The sequence below is a fragment of the Geomonas ferrireducens genome (assembly GCF_004917065.1).
Taxonomy (GTDB): domain Bacteria; phylum Desulfobacterota; class Desulfuromonadia; order Geobacterales; family Geobacteraceae; genus Geomonas; species Geomonas ferrireducens.
The window spans coordinates 371,138-385,565 of record NZ_SSYA01000001.1; the positions used below are offsets into that span (position 1 = coordinate 371,138).

12 protein-coding genes and 1 pseudogene are annotated in these 14,428 nt (G+C 51.4%); 3 read left to right on the forward strand and 10 right to left on the reverse strand.

What is annotated here, in order from left to right; all coding sequences use genetic code 11:
* Positions 1-87: 87 nt before the first annotated feature.
* The 10 genes from E8L22_RS01690 to E8L22_RS01735 form a co-directional block, all read right to left on the reverse strand.
* Positions 88-942, reverse strand: coding sequence for a toll/interleukin-1 receptor domain-containing protein (locus E8L22_RS01690; protein ID WP_136523558.1), 855 nt, complete (start codon positions 940-942; stop codon positions 88-90).
* 45 nt (positions 943-987) lie between these two features.
* Positions 988-1,962, reverse strand: a complete 975-nt coding sequence (locus E8L22_RS01695) for a caspase family protein (protein WP_136523559.1) — start codon at positions 1,960-1,962, stop codon at positions 988-990.
* A 5-nt stretch (positions 1,963-1,967) separates the two neighbouring features.
* Entirely contained in the window at positions 1,968-2,360 is a 393-nt protein-coding gene (locus tag E8L22_RS01700; RefSeq protein WP_136523560.1) for a TIR domain-containing protein, read from the reverse strand.
* A gap of 743 nt (positions 2,361-3,103) precedes the next feature.
* Entirely contained in the window at positions 3,104-3,751 is a 648-nt protein-coding gene (locus E8L22_RS01705; RefSeq protein WP_136523561.1) for a hypothetical protein, read from the reverse strand.
* A 220-nt stretch (positions 3,752-3,971) separates the two neighbouring features.
* Positions 3,972-4,442 (reverse strand): hypothetical protein, encoded by a 471-nt coding sequence (locus tag E8L22_RS01710; protein ID WP_162604760.1) that lies wholly within the window; start codon positions 4,440-4,442, stop codon positions 3,972-3,974.
* Positions 4,443-4,580: 138 nt separating this feature from the next.
* On the reverse strand, positions 4,581-5,066 hold the full coding sequence (locus E8L22_RS01715; protein WP_136523563.1) for a hypothetical protein: 486 nt from the start codon (positions 5,064-5,066) through the stop codon (positions 4,581-4,583).
* A gap of 238 nt (positions 5,067-5,304) precedes the next feature.
* Positions 5,305-5,664 carry a hypothetical protein gene (locus tag E8L22_RS01720; protein ID WP_136523564.1) on the reverse strand — a complete coding sequence of 120 codons (360 nt, stop codon included), beginning with the start codon at positions 5,662-5,664 and terminating at the stop codon, positions 5,305-5,307.
* A 629-nt stretch (positions 5,665-6,293) separates the two neighbouring features.
* Positions 6,294-7,238 (reverse strand): toll/interleukin-1 receptor domain-containing protein, encoded by a 945-nt coding sequence (locus E8L22_RS01725; protein WP_162604761.1) that lies wholly within the window; start codon positions 7,236-7,238, stop codon positions 6,294-6,296.
* Positions 7,239-7,346: 108 nt separating this feature from the next.
* Positions 7,347-8,291 carry a toll/interleukin-1 receptor domain-containing protein gene (locus E8L22_RS01730; RefSeq protein WP_162604762.1) on the reverse strand — a complete coding sequence of 315 codons (945 nt, stop codon included), beginning with the start codon at positions 8,289-8,291 and terminating at the stop codon, positions 7,347-7,349.
* A 696-nt stretch (positions 8,292-8,987) separates the two neighbouring features.
* Complete coding sequence (locus E8L22_RS01735) at positions 8,988-9,323, reverse strand: YajD family HNH nuclease (protein WP_136523567.1); 336 nt, start codon at positions 9,321-9,323, stop codon at positions 8,988-8,990.
* Between the two features lie 299 nt (positions 9,324-9,622).
* Between E8L22_RS01735 and E8L22_RS21685 the strand changes: the two are divergent.
* From E8L22_RS21685 to lon, 3 genes and pseudogenes are all read left to right on the forward strand, one after another.
* Positions 9,623-9,727 (forward strand): annotated as a pseudogene (locus E8L22_RS21685) (HNH endonuclease); the annotation flags it as partial.
* A 215-nt stretch (positions 9,728-9,942) separates the two neighbouring features.
* Entirely contained in the window at positions 9,943-11,886 is a 1,944-nt protein-coding gene (locus tag E8L22_RS01745; RefSeq protein WP_136523568.1) for an ABC-F family ATP-binding cassette domain-containing protein, read from the forward strand.
* Between the two features lie 84 nt (positions 11,887-11,970).
* A complete protein-coding gene (gene lon / locus E8L22_RS01750) occupies positions 11,971-14,289 on the forward strand; it encodes an endopeptidase La (protein ID WP_136523569.1) in 2,319 nt (772 codons plus the stop codon).
* Positions 14,290-14,428 lie beyond the last annotated feature (139 nt).

The following is a 14,428-nucleotide window of genomic DNA, read 5'->3' on the forward strand; positions in this document are numbered from 1 at the left end:
CTCACTATCTAGCCGCATTAAGCATCTGAGGCGGTACCCGTCTCTTGTCGGTGGCTCAGGACCACCCCACCTTCATTCTCTTATGCCTTATTTACCCTTCGGCGGCATTACCACCTTCTTCATCTGCTCATTGATTCCTGCAATTTGCTGCGCAGTGTAGAAGAGTACGTCGCGACCGGTGTCAGTCCCAAGAAGCCTTGTTGTAATGTTGCCGAGGAAGTCGCCATAGGCTGTGGAGAAAGGGATTGATGCATGTTGAGGGAACTGATCCTCAAGAAGTATCTTGTGGTCTATTAGTGATAGAGCTTCTGAAAAAGCGGCAATAATGAGATTCCTAGCGACGTCCCCTTTCCCTTCTTTCACCATCCTTTTGTACCATCTCTGGCTGTCAGGGGCAGGGAGAAGGCTGATGAGGGTCAAGACGGAGTATGGTTGACTTTCCGGTACCTCTATCATCGTTAGGTTAATGACTAGCCTTCCACCAACATATCCCCAGTCGATTCCCCAATCGGTATGCCAGTTAGGTTTTTCGAGCCGGTTCCGCCATTCGTTGGTCACCTTAGCAACCGCTTCATGTATGGTACGAAGGCCCTCGTCAAAATTTGTACGGAAATCGGCGTACATTTTTTCGCGTAGGAAAATGGGGATGTCGCAGTCTCGAAAGAGCACAGGGAGGATGACTATCCGCCGCTCTTCAAGTTCTCGGATTAAGCCGCTGTTCAACTCCTTTCTGCACCATTCTGAGGCAACAGCATCTGGTGAGAGGACCACAAGAAGTGCACTAGCATCTGTGATCGCCTGTTGGACCTTATCGATTATGGACTCGCCAACATGCATTTCCCACCGATCAAGCCAGACATGTACATTCCGCGCGACCAGTTGCATAGCAAGATTATCGACGAAGTCCTTATCTGTGTGAGAGTAGCTGATAAAAAGCGGCATTTTCCCCTCGATTTCGCTCCAGATTCTTCAACGTCCTGGGAAATTTTAGATACGACCTTGCTCGACTAATCTGCGATAGTGTTCACCAAGGACAGTTAGCCTACATGCCTTGTTCCCCATCGCTGCGTGCCACATATGAGGAGCATCAACAGGGACTACAAGCCCGACACGGTTGTATTTCTGTAAAATTGCGAATTTTGCCGTATTGACCGGGTTGGGTGCCGGAATTGACAGATCTGCCCCTTGTCGCTCAGGCTCGAAGGACGGATCGAGAGGGAACTCATCTCCCGCTTTAGGGAAAAATTCGGTAATGCGTTGCAGTTCAGTCAGGGCCACTGGGGCCTGAACCCTTCGAAGAGAGACGAAGCTTTTTACATTTGTTTTAAATACCGGACGCTGGTCCCATGGCCCAAGAGACTGGTCTATGTGAGCATAGACACTACCAGGCGTTACATCACCAACAAGGTTCCCCGCAGCGCCGCTCAAGGCATCGACAAGCAACGTGGTGAAGACACCCGCTCCATTCTTTTCCGAGGCATACTGTTCGGCAGTAGAGGCAGTCAGGATTGTCGTTCCTTCTTTGAGTTCTGCGACATTCGAAGCCAAGGCTGAATTTCCGGCAACTCCAGAGTGGCAGCTGTCCAGTATGATGATGCGATTTCTGGCAGACGATTGGTTGGCGAACGCAACAACCTCGCTGAGCGGTATCCCTTCATCGCCGGATTTTGCATCGCTTGCAATCAGGTAGCCGCCGGTGCTCTCAATGTGACCATGTCCTGCGAAGTAAAAGAGTGCGGTCTCACATTCTCCAGCAAATAGTTCCCTGATGCCGTCCCGGAGTTGTGCCCGTTTGACGAAATCCGAAGGACCTGTTCCTGTTAAAAGCTTTGTCCCGAAGTTGACAGTTCCGTCACTGTTCCGATCAAGAACCGTCTTTACCGTGTGTGCATCGTTCACACAGCCGAACAGTGGTGTAACATGCTCATAGTAATCAATACCGACAACCAAAGCCTTCCGCATGCCCCCTACCTCCCACCGCCAATGAGATTTTTCAGGTTTTCCCACGTCCACTTGTAAAGCTTGTCCGAGGACGTCGCTGACGTAGGTTTCACGCAGGTTTTGTCAGAATATGCTGCAAGGTGGAAGTATTCCTTCTTCTTCTCCTTAGCAATTGTGAGCTCTGCTGCTACCCCTGTTGCCTTGTCCGTCTTTGTGCCGCAGAGCACTACTACAACATCGATGTTGTCCATTCGGCGTCCAACTTTCTCCTTCCAGTCACCAGTCAAGTGCTCTTTGACCGATGCATCCTTGAAGTCGAAAGGACTATCTGGAAGCTTTGCCTGACCGGCCAACATGATCTTTGCGCCTTCATCGTTATCGTAGTCAAAGCTAATGAACACCCGTTTTTTTGCTGTCATTTCTTGACCTCCGGATTAGTTTATTAGGAGTTTTATATACTCCCCATACCATTCCAACGGGACCTATGCCGAACCACCGCAACCTAAAGCAATTTTCACGTTATGGCAAGTTCATTTTGAAAGATTTAAGTAGTAACAGTAATCAGATAAGACAGTAGAGGCAGGAGGCGTTATGACTTGAGACCGTGGTGTGGTGGACTGCTGGGTATAGAATGTCTTCTTGGCCAGGAAAAGAACCTCGTGGACCAGAAGAGGACCGCGGCCCCAACGCAAAAGCCCTCAGCGAATGCCAAGGGCCTTTGTTTTTAATGGTCCGAAGGCAGGATCCAAACCTCCGCCCCTATGCTCCCGAAACAGATGCGGTAACTGCGCTTTGGAACACCCACGATCAGAAGAGCCTTTAAAGAAACCCGAAAGGTTGCCGTCACGCCCTCATACTTATAGTTCGGTCTCCTACGCCTCAGCCCCCAACAAAAATCTCCTAGCTCCTGTGTGCCTGCCATAGATCTGACCGTTTAGGGCCTCTATACCAGATAAGAGCCGGTAAAAATCTTGGGTCTCCAAATTTGAGTGTGGAATAGGGCTATAGCTTGCCGTCCTTTAATGAAGGCTAACAAGGTGGAAATATCCACTCCGTAGTTGATGACTTGTGGCTCTTTTGTCCAACGGTTCGGGAGTTGACCGGCCTCCTCTACTTGGGCCGGTCTTGCCGCTGGTTGAATGTCTTCCTTCGGCTTTACTTTTCACCCGCAAGCAGGTTGTCTACTCGGGCTGGGCCGCACACAACTGTCAATAGCAGGTGGATTTTCTGCTTGCCTCGTTTTTTCTCCCTCAGCACCCAAATCGGTACTCTGCTCATGATCTTCTGATGTCTCATCTTCAAGTTGCCAAAAATCGCTCAAGTACTCATGTGATAGAGGCTGCCGTGAAAACAATAAAGGTGTAGTTTCGACTTCACAATCGTGCACTTCATAATAGCAACCAGCACCACTCATCCTGCGACCATCACCCTTAACTTCGAGTAAGTATGAGACGAGTCCGATTCTGGTTTTATCAACATGCTTGAGATTGAGTTGTACGAATCTTTCTTCGATGATTCCAGACACACTGAATGTCCTGAGTTTTTCTATTTCTACATCTCCTTCATCTGCATGAATGTAAACAGCCTGCCCTTTCAATTCGTTTGCATGCTGAGTGAGCTCAAACTTTGCATTTTGCGCAAGATCCCTTGCATAGCAATACCATTCACCGGCAATTTGGGTGCCTGAGTAAATAACATTTTGGTACCAAGGCAAAATTACGGCCTTGAAGATGGTTAGTGCCAGGTATAACAAGCCACTTGTAATAACTCCACTGACAACGCCTAATATGACAGTTTGTGAAGAATTCATATCTTTCCCTTCTCATTTCTCATTGCTGAATGTTCGGCTGGGGGTGCAGCGGCGTGGCCGGCTTCCCGCAGCCATAGTCGTAGCGTATGTATCCGTATTACGCGTGACATCAAAGATTCATCCTCTTTACCCCCTGTTCTTGGGTCCAACGGCGTGGGAGATCACCTGACGGTTATTTTGGTCAGGTGCATCTTCCTTGTTGGATTTAGATAATTGCAACTTAATTATCGGTACGCCAACCAATGAATACATTTTCTAATCCACCCCCACCGGTAACATCAGGGTTGCTTGGAGGAAGGGCATTTCCATAAACTACTACTTGAAATGAATCAATATATCTGACGCCCTCTCCTAGGGGGAGCTCAAAAAAGTGATCTTTTGTGTAGATTATCCCAAAATCTTTCTTATTTTCATGGCCTGCAGCAAGCGGATATGTATGATAAACACCATCCACAATAAGGATGATATTCGTATAATACCCACCCATACTTTTATGTTTTGACCAACGAATATTTGTGATCCACCCAGGTTTGTTATCCTTAGACATCTTGCTGTCGTAAGCTGTACATTCCTTGACTATTGGACCTAGAGTGACAGCATCTCGTGAATAAATTACATCTCCTCTAAAAAATTCATGCAACTTACCATATATTGGCAGAGGTGTTTCATTACTTATATTCTGTATTTCCATCTTATCTGCGGCAAAACTCTCAAAACCAGATGATACGCAATAAGACACACAAAAGAGCAGCAACAAAAACCTCATATGGTTCACCTCGATATTTTTAAGTTCCAACGGGCCGGGCCTTGACACGCGCCGGGGCGGTTCTCAGCCCCGGTCGGCGTTCAAGGCCCTGGTTGAGTGCTCTCTATTCAAGTATGGCGGTACTTCCAGAGCGGCTTCGTAGTCAGAACGGCGATAAAACGGCCATACAGATTTGTCGCCTCTTTCTCCTTTAGTCTTAATCCTGTTGCGGATTAATGACGCTATTCCGAAAGTAAAGAGGCCAAGAAAAGCCCAAGGAACTTCTTTTATCCCCGTTTTCCTCGGCCATTCGTATTCAAGGTCTGTTTTCAGGAAGAGGATATACCGAGCAGCAATCGGTTTTCCTTCCTCCGGAATTGCCCACTTGCCTGTCAGTTTATGTTCGTGGAGATCGTCGTAAAGCGGCCAAGCTCCGTTGTAGAGCACCTCGCATACTCCAGCATCTTTGCTATATTTCTGCCTGTCTTCAAATTGGTCGTTCGAAATTTGTCCGCATATCAGGTGCCGAAAGTTCTCAGCGAGTATGTCTCTTGCTTTTCTGTCTATCATTCTTTACTCACTCAACGGGTTGCGGGTGAGCGGTGGAGCGACCTTGCTCTCACAGGCTCCTATTCGCTCCTATTGACTCGCGCAGTCCGTCTCCAGAGATACGATTCTTCTAAAAAGGCGACTTCAAATCGTTAGGGCACCATTTTGCCTATTGACAGACGGGGGCCTGATAAGTGTTGGAATCCTTTTTAAAATGTGCCAAGTCAGGGGCTGAGCGGTTTCCCCGATGGCTCAATCACTAACTCTCAATCCGATCGTTGTCCCGATATAGTCTGTAAAGTGACCATGGCCATAAAAGAACAAAAAGGGTCACTATCGAAGTTTGAAGTGCTGCTATAACAAAAATGGCGATGGAGACAAGAAAAGCCGTAAGTTTGAAGCCTTTGCCCAGTTGCAGCGGCAGAAGCAAAATAACTGTGATTAGCGCGGAGATGAGTCCCGACAGCAGGAGCAGGACGAGCCGTGGGCTGTTAGACAAAATCGCCATAAAGTCTGTCAGGCCTCCAGCATTAAGAACAACCGCCGTGGCCCCAAGATTCCCCGCAGCGGCACAGGCACTCGCCACTACTGCATTTGTTCTCTCTTTTGATGTTTTCATTCTTTCTTGTCCAACGGGTTGCGGGTGAGCGGCGGAGCACCCCAGCTGGTTCAAGCTTTCGCCGTCTTCAACCGACTTGCGAAGACCGTCTCCACCCGTTGTTGTTGGGCAACTCCTCGGCGGACTGAGTTACATCAGCGGGTGCCTTCATTTAAGTCCTCACGGATCTTCCCATGTACAATCTATGTCATATCCATATTGCGGAACACGGAGCCAACAAGCTCGGCTCTGCCCGTTCCGATCCTTTATTTTGACGTAATAAACACTTGCTCGTTTCGTATTGAAAAAATAGGGATTCTTACCCATTCCCTTGGAGGAGATGCCCGTAATTGCGTATCCCTGCTCGGCTGCCCATGTCCTCAATTTGTAATTGGTTCTTTTAAATGCGAAAACAATCAAGGAAATGACAAGAATCAGCACCAAACTGGCAAATATTTCAGGAGTGTAATATCCGAAAATCATCCCTTTATCTCATGGTCCAACGGGCGGAAGTTGACCGGCGCGGCCGGTCTAACTTCCTTGTTGGGAATTCTAACTTCAATTTGTCCTGTGTCGAGGGCTGCCCCCTCTCATCCTCTTTCTGCATTAAGCCTCCTACTCAGCCTCGCCCCCTCGGCTCTATTAAAAGCCTATTGATGCTCATCTAGCCTGAAAGTATCAGATGAAAGTTGCGAAAAATCATTTCGTCTAAGAGCTGCCATCGCATGCCCTACACAGTACCCATCAGTAGCACCGTGTACCATATGATACACAATATCCATCACAAACTTTTTACCCTGACTTTGGTTCCACATTATATCTATATGCTCGTTAAGATTGCCATGGTCGTCATGAAATTGTATCGACTTACACTCAAAACCAAATACTGATATTCCTGAAAGATCACGTAGTATATTCTTAATTGTCAAGCCAGTTGCCTCTACAATCCTCTCAACATCAACATGTATATTTTCTGGAAGTTCTGCATGACAACCTAACAATATTATTGTTAACAATACTTCTTTTTCAGCATCAGTTAGTCGTTTAAGTATATTAAAAAATTCAAGACACACTTTATATGCATAATATTTATTACTGTTAGTTTTACATTTGAGCTGCTTAAATAAATAGTCCGGATCGGCTGGGAAATAGTTTTCTCTTTCCCAGACCCCTATCTTTTGTACAATTAAATTCGCTAGTTCAACAGGGTTAACACTTTTCAAATTTATGTAATTTATGGTGTCTGGCAGGCCAGGTATGGCTGTATCGTCGAAACGAGCAGGAAGAATATACTCATGCTTCTCCTTTATGGCCCGAGCTTGAGCTGACCTCAATTCATGGTTGGTCCAGATTTTTTTGGCATATCTGTTCGAAGCAAAGACCACGCAATAACGTGCTGAGTTTTGGTAGATGTCATCCAAGTGCGAGTATAAGTCTTTCCCCCATAGTGCAACCAACTCGTACCTGTCGTAAAATACTCTCACTCCTTTGTGTTTTAAGGATTCAGCAACTTCCTCTACATACCCCCTTTCTTCTTCAGCAAACGATAAACACACATCATAGGAAAAAGATTTAATTTTATTTATTTTATGCACAACAACCTCACTTGAAAAGGGTAATAAGAATCCATGCCAAATGTTTTAATCTGGTTACAGTTCTACCACCTGAATTGATTCTTATTTCATAAAATCATTTCTTCGTAGCTATCTGTTCATTATGGACTCAATTACATTACATGACTTTTGCCAAATACTGTCTGCTAGCTCATCATAAGTCATAACCACAGAAACCCCAGGTGTCTCAAGAAGGCTTAAGTTGGTAATGCTCACGCTTGGCTCTTTCTGACTAATAGTTTGTTGAACTTCTCCGTATGCGGTGGCTGCATTAGCTGTACTCGGTTCGTTCCAGCCATCAAGAAATGACAAAATGTGTGCTCCCATACTGCTCCCGACAGCCATTCTGAAGAAGTAAATCAATCGCTGATTGTATGTGATTCGATAAAGTCGGCTGCCTTCAGGGGTAGTTTTGCTCACGGTCAAACCGGCCTCTCGAAGTACCGGTATGCGCTGGTCAATTACAGTTTCGATGTGTGCGACAAGGTTATATGCTTCTTGAACAGGATCGAGGTTCGCTCTACCGATTCTCGGTATTCGAAATCCTGGGGGAGTCGGGGCAGGGGTGGTTGTTGTAGTGGCAACTTGCGCCAGAATTGGCGTAAGCGCTTCTGCATGCAGCTTCTGCAGCACTAAACTTGCTATTGATTCTACATTAACCTTTCGGAGATCAAGGTAGCCAATTGTTGGAGGCAAACCTAGCAGTTCTGTATCGTCAATTTTAATAGGTAAAATATACTCGGCGTTGTCCCGAAAAGCACGAGCTTGCGCGCTTCTTAACTCGTGGCTGGTCCAGGCTTTTGCTGCATAGTGTTGAGATATGAAAACAACACAGAACCGAGCTGATTTACGGTACACTTCATCAAGGTGTTGATAGAGGTCTTTGCCCCAAAGGTTTGCTTGTTCCCAACTATCGAAAAAAACCCGCACGCCGGATTCATTTAGTTTATTCACGAATTGTTCGACTACCAAACGATCTTCTCCAGCAAAAGAAACCGTGATGTCATACTTAAACCCGCTTATTTGTTCATTCACTTTTATCTCCTTTCGTTCCTGTGCCAACTACCTATTGAGCGGTTCACGCGCGCGTGAACCGCTGATCGTCCTAAATCGGTTATTCTACCGGATCCTTACAAGTTCGACAAAATCCCGTTCTGCAAAGATGACCCAAATGAAGCCATTTGGATAGATTATCGTATTGAAAGGCTTATTTATCGGGATAAATGTTCCAACTGGCTTGTTGGGCGGTTTTCTGTACAACATCCCGTGACATCCTCAGCAAGCCGAATTTATAACGGTTTTAGGCAGTGGTCAATGAAAAACAGCTTATCATTATCCCGATCACTTTACGCCTCTAAAAATTGGAAACCACTTCGGGTGATGTCTTTACAGGACTAGATCGTATCGGCCGAATCGCGTTGATGTGCTGGGTAGGATACGGACTGATTTCAGCATTCTAGGCGGGGTCGAGTTGGTAGGCCTTGTTGAAGTTCGTGAATGATACGGCTGATTGAGAAGGTGTCGTGGAAGATGACGCAGTTGGTGACAAGATGGTTGAGCGAGGATCAAGGATAGGATGTCAGTGATCGCAAAAAATCCACACTATATTTTTGTTTGGATGATTTTGTCACCCATTGCGTTTCCACACCGAAATTCGAAGAGCCAAAATCTTTTTTTAGGGGAGACATAATACACTTAAAGCCATCCGAGACACAGGAGGAGCATTCCCGCCTACTCTTTATTCCCTTTATTTAGGTAATCCGCCAATATTCCGCGGCTATGTTCATCATCATGACAGTAAACACAAAGATTTTCCCAATTCGAACCATCACTGGGATTATTTTTATGGTTTCCATCTTTATGGTGCACCGTGAGCAGGTGAAGGTTACTTTGTTCAAACTCTCGGGCGCATTTAGCGCAAATCCATCCGTGAAGCTTAAGTGATTTCGCCCGGTAGTCCTCAAGTGCGGACCGTTCCCCTCGCATTTTCAAGACGAGCTCGTCTGCTTCCTGCTGCGAAATGGGTTTTACCGTACGGGGCCTTCTTGAATTGAATCCAGCAGACATGTGACCTCCGATTGCCATCGCCAAAGCCCCCCAACCTGCGGGGAAGGCTCTCCGGCTCAAACCTTTGCCATCTTCCCGCAAGAATGCTATCATCCCCCCCAGAAATCAAGCTCCAATTAATTTTATCCCTGGTGCACCTTTTCAGGACCTCGTCTAAGAACGATTCCCACCCGCCAAAAGGAAAACAGCCCGTACCTACCGAAGGCAATTGCCGAATGTCATCAAATTTGGCATGGGCAAAGTTTTTCAGAAATTCAAAGAGTGTCGGGGTAGAGTTTCTAAAAAAAGAGTGGGGGGTACCGCCCGACGGGAGCAACTGGGAAAACCTTTGCGTCTACTGCCACGACGACGAACACAGCCGCACCATCCTAGCCGACTACCTCGCGGAGAAGGACAAGAAATAAAGAACAAGGCGTTTAACAGGGATGAAGGGGATAAAAGGGATAACTGCAAAGGCAAAAACACGAACCTTTATTTGGTTTAAAAGCCTTTATCCCTTTCATCCCCTTCATCCCTGTCAGTTTGCCTTTTGCTTTTGACAAACTCCCGCCGCTTTACCTACAATGTCCCGTTGTTCCGGGCACCCCGGCCTCAATAGTCCCCCAGGAAGGAAACCTCGATGCTGCACCTGAAGAAACTCTCCAAGGATTTCGCGGGAAAACCGCTTTTCGTAGACATCAGCTGGCATCTGAAAAAAGGCGAGCGCGTCGGTCTAGTCGGCGAGAACGGCGCCGGCAAGTCGACCCTCATGCGCATCATCGCGGGCGAGGTGGAAAGCACTAGCGGCGACATCCAGATCACCCGCGGCGGCACGGTAGGTTACCTCCCGCAGGACGGCATCGTCGCGAAAGGCCAGCCGCTCTTCGCTGAGGTGATGACGGCGCTCTCCGAACTGCAGGAGATCGAGCGTGAGATCGCCCAGCTGACCGCGCGCCTGGAACACGAGCCGCACGACGCGCCGGGGCACGACCAGCTCCTGGACCGCTTCGGCCACCTCCAGGAGGAGTTCCGCCTGAAGGGGGGCTATGCCATGGAGAGCGAGGTCGGCAACGTCCTCACCGGTTTAGGTTTCTCCTCCGCCGACTGGGAAAAGGAGTGCGGCGAGTTCTCCGGCGGCTGGCAGATGCGCATCGCACTCGCGAAGCTCCTCCTCAAGAAGCCGAACGTCCTCCTTTTGGACGAGCCTACCAACCACCTGGACATCGAGGCGCGCAACTGGCTCGAAGGCTACCTGCAGAACTACCCCTACTCCGTGATGCTGGTCTCGCACGACCGCTTCTTCCTGGACCAGGTCTGTTCGAGGATCGCCGAGGTCTGGAACCACGCCATCACCGATTACCACTGCAACTACAGTAATTATCTCGTGCAGCGCGAGGAGCGGGTTTCCGCCCTCCGCGAGGCCAAGAAGCGCCAGGACGAGGAGGTGGAGAAGATGGAAGACTTCATCTCCCGCTTCCGCTACAAGGCGGACAAGGCCGCCATGGTGCAGTCGCGCATCAAGCAGCTCGAGAAGATCGAGCGCATCGTCCTCCCCCCCGAGCGCAGGAAGATCCACTTCCGCTTCCCGACCCCTCCAAAGAGCGGCAAGACCGTCATCGAACTGACCGGCGTAACCAAGGCCTACGGCAGCAACGTGGTGCTCGAAAACGTGGATCTCACCGTGGAAAGCGGAGAGCGGGTCGCGCTGGTAGGCCACAACGGCGCCGGCAAATCGACCCTGATGCGGGTGCTGGCAAACGCCGACGTCACCTCCGGGGCGGTGAAGGACGGCCACAACGTGATCAAGGATTACTTCGCACAGGACCAGGCCCAGGAGCTCGACGCATCGCGCACGGTCTACGACGAGATCCTCGCCGAATCCCCATACGACATGGTGCCGCAACTGCGCGACATCCTCGGGGCCTTCCTCTTCTCCGGCGACGACATCCATAAGAAAGTAGGGGTGCTCTCCGGCGGCGAAAGAAACCGCCTCGCCCTCGCAAAGCTTCTTTTGCGCCCCGCCAACCTGCTCCTCATGGACGAGCCGACCAACCACCTGGACCTCTTCAGCAAGGACGTACTCCTCGAGGCCCTCAAACACTTCGGCGGCACCGTCGTCTTCGTCTCCCATGACCGCCACTTCATCGACGGTCTCGCCACCCGCGTCGTCGAGGTCGGTGGTGGCAAGCTCGAGAACTTCTACGGCGACTACGAGTACTACCTGGAAAAGACCGCCGGCACCGCAGCCGCGGCTCCCGGCCAGGACGGCCTCGGGCGCCTCACCCCGGTCAAGGGAGAGGAAAAGACCGCGGCCGCCGAGGAGTCCTCCGACCCGCGCCTGTCGCGCCAGCAGCAGCGCGAACTGGACAAGCAGCGCCAGAAAGAGGAGCGGGCACGGGAGCGAAAACTTTCGGAAATCGAGGAGAAGATCGGCGTGAAGGAAGGTGAGCTCGCAAAACTCGAGGAGAAGATGGCACAGCCCGATTTCTTCAACGACCACGAGGCGGCCAGAACGGCGGGTGAGCGGCACGCGTCGCTCACCGCGGAAATCGCAGCCCTGTACGAAGCGTGGGAGGCGATCTAAACGGCGGTTCCAGTTGACAGGGGGAGCTTCTCCAGTACTCTTTTACAGTTCGCGCCCCCCAACCAAGTATCTGGAAATACTGCCATGACAGAAAACATCACCATAAACATGCCGGAGATCGTCCCGCTGTATCCGCTGCGGGAGATCATTGCCTTCCCTTACATGGTCTTCACCATCTTCCTGAAGCAGGAAGATATGCCCCCTTTCGAGGAGGCGGTGCTCTTCAACAACCTCGTCGCACTGGTGAAGCTGAGACAGGAACCGGAAGGCGAACTACTTCCCGCCCTGCACGAGATCGGCACCCTTTGCAAGGTGGTGCAGCTCAACAAGCTCGCCGGAGGCGGCGCCAAGGTTGTCCTCGAAGGGGTGATCCGGGTCCGGCTGCTCGCCATCGTGCAGCAGACCCCGGTGGCGCTCTCCCGACTGGAGCCGGTGCGCGAGTTCGCCGAGAAGTCGATGGTCTCCGAGGCGCTGGTGGGAAGCCTGAACGCGCTTTTGAAGATCGCCCTCTCCTACGGCCGTCCCCTTCCCGATGATGTCATGAAGATGATCGACTTCATCGACAACCCCGCGCGTCTCTCCGACCTCGTGGCGCTCTACCTGAACCTCCCCATTGACGAGCTGCAGAAACTGCTGGAGACCCTCGATCCCTTGGAGCGGCTCAAGAAGGTCTACATGCACCTGACGACGGAGGTGCAGCGGCTGCAGATCAAGGGAGAGGTCCAGGCCGAGGTCACCAAGAAGGTCGGCAAGAGCCAGAAGGAATTCCTGCTGCGCGAGCAGATGAAGCAGATCCAGGAGGAGCTCGGCGAGGAAGATTCCCGCATGGGCGAGACCAACGAGCTCCGAAGCAAGATCGAAAGCGCGAAGATGCCCGACGACGTCCGCAAGATCGCGGAAAAGGAGATGAGGCGGCTCGAGCGCATCAACCCCGCCTCCCCCGAGTACACCGTCTCGCGCACCTACCTCGAATACCTGACCACGATCCCGTGGCAGACGAGCACCCCGGACAACAAGGACATCAACCAGGCCGAGGTGATCCTCAACGAGGACCACTACGACCTTAAGAAGGTGAAGGAAAGGATCCTCGAGTACCTGGCGGTCCGGACCCTGAAGGACAAGATGAAGGGCCCGATCCTCTGCTTCGTCGGCCCCCCGGGGGTCGGCAAGACGAGCCTCGGCAAGTCGATCGCCCGGACGCTCGGCCGCAAATTCATCAGGATCTCCCTGGGGGGGATGCGCGACGAGGCGGAGATCCGCGGCCACCGGCGCACCTACATAGGCGCCCTTCCCGGCCGGATCATCCAGGAGATCAACCGCGCCGGCTCCAACAACCCGGTCTTCATGCTGGACGAGGTGGACAAGATCGGCGCCGACTTCCGCGGTGACCCGGCGAGCGCCCTTTTGGAGGTGCTCGACCCGGAGCAGAACTTCTCTTTCACCGACCACTACCTCGACGTTCCGTTCGACCTGACCAACGTGATGTTCATCACCACGGCGAACCAGCTCGACCCGATCCCGGCGCCCCTGAAGGACCGCATGGAGGTGATCACCCTCTCCGGCTACACCGACGAGGAGAAGCTGAACATCGCCAAGAAGTACCTGATCGCGCGGGAAGTGGAGGAAAACGGACTCAGCAACATGGTCCCGAAGTTCACCGACGAGGCGGTCTACCGCATCACCCACGACTACACCCGCGAGGCAGGGGTCAGGAACCTGCAAAGGAGCATCGCCTCGGTCTGCCGCAAGATCGCGAAAGAGGTGGCACAGGAGAAGCCGCTGCGCACCCTGGTCGACCCGGAAACGGTGGCGGAGCTTCTGGGGCCGCCCAGGTTCTTCGACGAGGTCGCTTCCGAGAAGGACCGGATCGGCGTCGCCACCGGGCTTGCCTGGACCGAAAGCGGCGGCGACATCATCTTCGTCGAGGCGACCAAGATGAAGGGTAAGGAGGACCTGATCCTCACCGGGTCGCTGGGCGAGGTGATGAAGGAATCGGCCCGCGCCGCACTCTCCTTCGTCAAGGCGAACTGCTCCGAGCTCGGCATCGAAAAGAAGGCCTTCGACGACACGACGCTGCACATCCACGTGCCGGCCGGGAGCATACCGAAGGACGGCCCCTCCGCCGGGATCACCATGGCCACCACCATCGTCTCGCTTTTCTCGGGTCGCCCCGCGAAGAGGGACGTCGCCATGACCGGCGAAATGAGCCTCACCGGCCGCGTGCTCGCCATAGGCGGCCTTAAGGAAAAGGTGCTTGCGGCCCGTCGCGCCGGGGTGAAGAAGGTGCTGGCCCCCGCGAAGAACAAGAAAGACCTCGAGGATATCCCGGAAAACGTCAGGGAGGAGCTCGAATTCATCTTCGTCGACGACATCCGCGAGGTCTTGTCCCAGGCCCTCAAGTAGCCCTGCAAGCAACGCCTCCATCACGATACACTCAATCCCGCAGGAGCGCATCTCCTGCGGGATTTTCCTGTCTTTTAACCCCTTGCGCTTCAAAAGGACAAATGTTATCTTTTTTCACACTTCACATTAAAACCACCGA